This window comes from Dyadobacter sp., assembly GCF_051859145.1.
Lineage (GTDB): Bacteria > Bacteroidota > Bacteroidia > Cytophagales > Spirosomataceae > Dyadobacter.
The window spans coordinates 1-2,795 of sequence record NZ_JBHYGF010000470.1; the positions used below are offsets into that span (position 1 = coordinate 1).

At 49.6% G+C, this 2,795-nt stretch carries 2 protein-coding genes; both read right to left on the reverse strand.

Annotation, left to right across the window (positions count from 1 at the left end):
• The coding region (locus ACTIE6_RS22160) for a SusC/RagA family TonB-linked outer membrane protein (protein WP_439558708.1) at positions 1-2,259 on the reverse strand (2,259 nt) is incomplete at its 3' end.
• Between the two features lie 109 nt (positions 2,260-2,368).
• The gene (locus ACTIE6_RS22165; protein ID WP_439558709.1) at positions 2,369-2,551 is read right to left on the reverse strand and encodes a hypothetical protein; all 183 of its coding nucleotides are present in this window, start codon (positions 2,549-2,551) and stop codon (positions 2,369-2,371) included.
• Positions 2,552-2,795: the final 244 nt, after the last annotated feature.

Below are 2,795 nucleotides of genomic sequence, written 5' to 3' on the forward strand. Positions count from 1 at the left end.
GCTGTTGTTGTTGTAATAAGCCACATCGAGTCCCACCAGGTTTTTGAGCAAGCGAACATCTAATCCAAACTCGTAGCTCGCGGTAATCTCAGGTTTCAGGCCCGCATTAAAAAGGGTATTGGAGTTGGTAAAGCTGTTTCCGTAAACCCGGTCGTAGTAGCGGGCAGTCTGGTAAGGTCTGGTATCATTCCCGACCTGCGCCCACGAAGCGCGGAGTTTGGCAAATGAAATTGCGCGCGGCAATGTAAAAAGCTCGTTCAGCAAAAAGCTGGAACTAACCGATGGATAAAAGAAGGAATTGTTTCCATAAGGCAGCGTACTCGACCAGTCGTTTCGCCCGGTTACGTCCACAAATACCTTTTCATCCCACGAAAACTGCGTTGCAGCATAAATACTGTTGATCGCTTTTTTGGTTTTCAAAGGATCAGCAACTGCCTGGTCGAGACTGTTGGAGATCTGATAAATGCCCGGTTGTGCAAGCTGGTCGGCGTACATGCCTGCGAAATCGTAAGACTGCCGCATTGCATTTCCTCCGGCAGAGGCAGTTACATCGATCAGCCCGCCGATCTTGTCTTTATAATTGAGTAAAAAGTCGGTGTTCGACTCGTAAGTAAATACATTCTGCTCGCGGTACATCCCGCGCGGGTAGCGCGTCATGCTGAACGGGCGCTGCTGAGAGCGGAATTCAAAGGCCATATCCAGACCGGTACGCACAAGCAGGTCGAACTTCTTGGAGACTTCATAATTCGCAGAAACATTTCCGATCACGCCGTGCTTGTTCATTTTGTTCAGCATTTCGTACATCCCCAGGTAAGGGTTGTCGGGCGTGGGGTTGAACGGGCTTCTTTGTTTCACATTTTCCAGTCCCGGCTCCCAGTACGGTTTAAACCACTCGGGTTTGATGTTGGGCGCGGTACCCAGGATCAGGAAGTACATCAGCGACTGGTTGTTATATCCCGCCATCGGCAGGTTATCGCTTTTCTTGTTGGTATAATTTACTTTTCCATTGATCTTCAAACGGTTGGAAACTTTCTGACTTACTGAAAGCGCTGCATTCAACCTTTCAAAACCGGTATTAGGAATAATCCATTTGTTTTTCAAATGCGTGAGCGACAAGCGCGCGGAGCCATTTTCGCTGCCGCCCTCGATGGAAATGCTGTTGGAGAAAGTGGTACCGGTCTGGAAAAATCCGGAGATATAGTCTTTGTTGGCAACCCAGGGCGTGCGTTCAGTCGGTCTTCCGTCCGGGGAATTGGGGTTAAACTGGTAGTACATTTGTCCATTGAACTTCGGCCCCCAGGCTCTTCCGGCGGCCACGGTTGTGGCAGTGTTTGGCCCGTCTTCGCTGTCCAGGTAAGAGAAGTAAGTGCCGCTTCTTCCTTCACCGTATTCAAACTGGTAGTCGGGATAGCGGTTGATCTGCTCGACGCTGAAATTGGAATTGACAGTTACACCAATGCCCTTGTCTTTACGTACGCCGCTTTTGGTAGTGATAATAATCGCCCCGCCTGCTGCCCGGCTGCCGTACAATGCAGTCGCGCCCGGTCCTTTCAGCACGGTAACTTTCTCAATATCATCAGGGTTAATGTCCGACAAGCTCGAACCGTAATCCACCGGGCTGTCTGCCGACAAGTGGGAGTTAAAACCTGTTCCGGTAATGCGGCTGCTCACCGGCACACCGTCCACGACGATCAGCGCCTGGTTGTTGTCGAGGTTCAAAGACGATTCGCCGCGCAACGTAATTCGCGCCGATCCCATTGGTCCCGCGCCCGCGCCCTGGATATTCAGCCCGGCTACTTTACCTGAAAGCGTATTGACCCAGTTATTGGATTTGGCATCTTTTACCGCATTTTCATTGATCGTCTGCGCCGCAAAGCCTAGTGATTTTTCCTCTCTTTTAATACCCAATGCAGTCACCACTACTTCATTCAGGATTTTGGTGTCTTCCTTCAATGCAACATTAATAACACTTCTGTTGCCCACCGTCTGCTCCTGCGGCAGGAAGCCGATTGCGGAGAAAATCAGGGTGGAATTGGAAGAAGGTACTGTCAATGAGAATGCGCCGTTTGCGTCGGTGGTAGTCCCGGAGCTGGTACCTTTTACCAGTACGCTCACGCCTGGTAGTGGATCTCCGGTAGGTGCGGCACCCGTCGGTCCGGTAACCTTACCGGTGATGGTGAAAGACTGGGCAGACAAATGCAAAGGCATGCAAAATCCGACCAGCAAGGCAAAATATGCCAGCAGTAATCGTGTCTTCATAATTCTTTTATCAGAGGTTAGTTGAGAGCGCCGGAGCAGACTGTCCGGCGTTTTGTTTTATTAAACCTCAAAGATATCTGGCCGCTACTAACTGCGTATTAAGCCTGCATTATGCATTTGTTACGGAATAAAACACGTCCGGTAAACGGTTGCAGCGAGTGACTTCAACCCGGTATCGGTCACTCAGTCCGCTTCCAGCTCCGCCAGGGTAGCCTTTAAGCTGTCCAGCTGCGAGCAGCAAGGTTTCCAGCAGAGAGCCCGGGACGAGCAGGTCGACAAATTGTTTTTCCACAATCAAATTCAGGACAGTTATGCATCAATTAGTCGCGCCGGGCATTCAAAAATTACATGAAGGCCGATATATTTCCATATGATGGTTTAAAACTTTTCATATATTGTTTAAAAACAGTCTAAATACAAGCTATTTTTGTGGCGGTACCTTCCGAAAATGCATCAGTGGTGACAATAGTAAAAGAATCAGATTATCAGGCAATAACGAATGTGGAGCAGGGGGCTGGCGGAACACCTTCGCATAC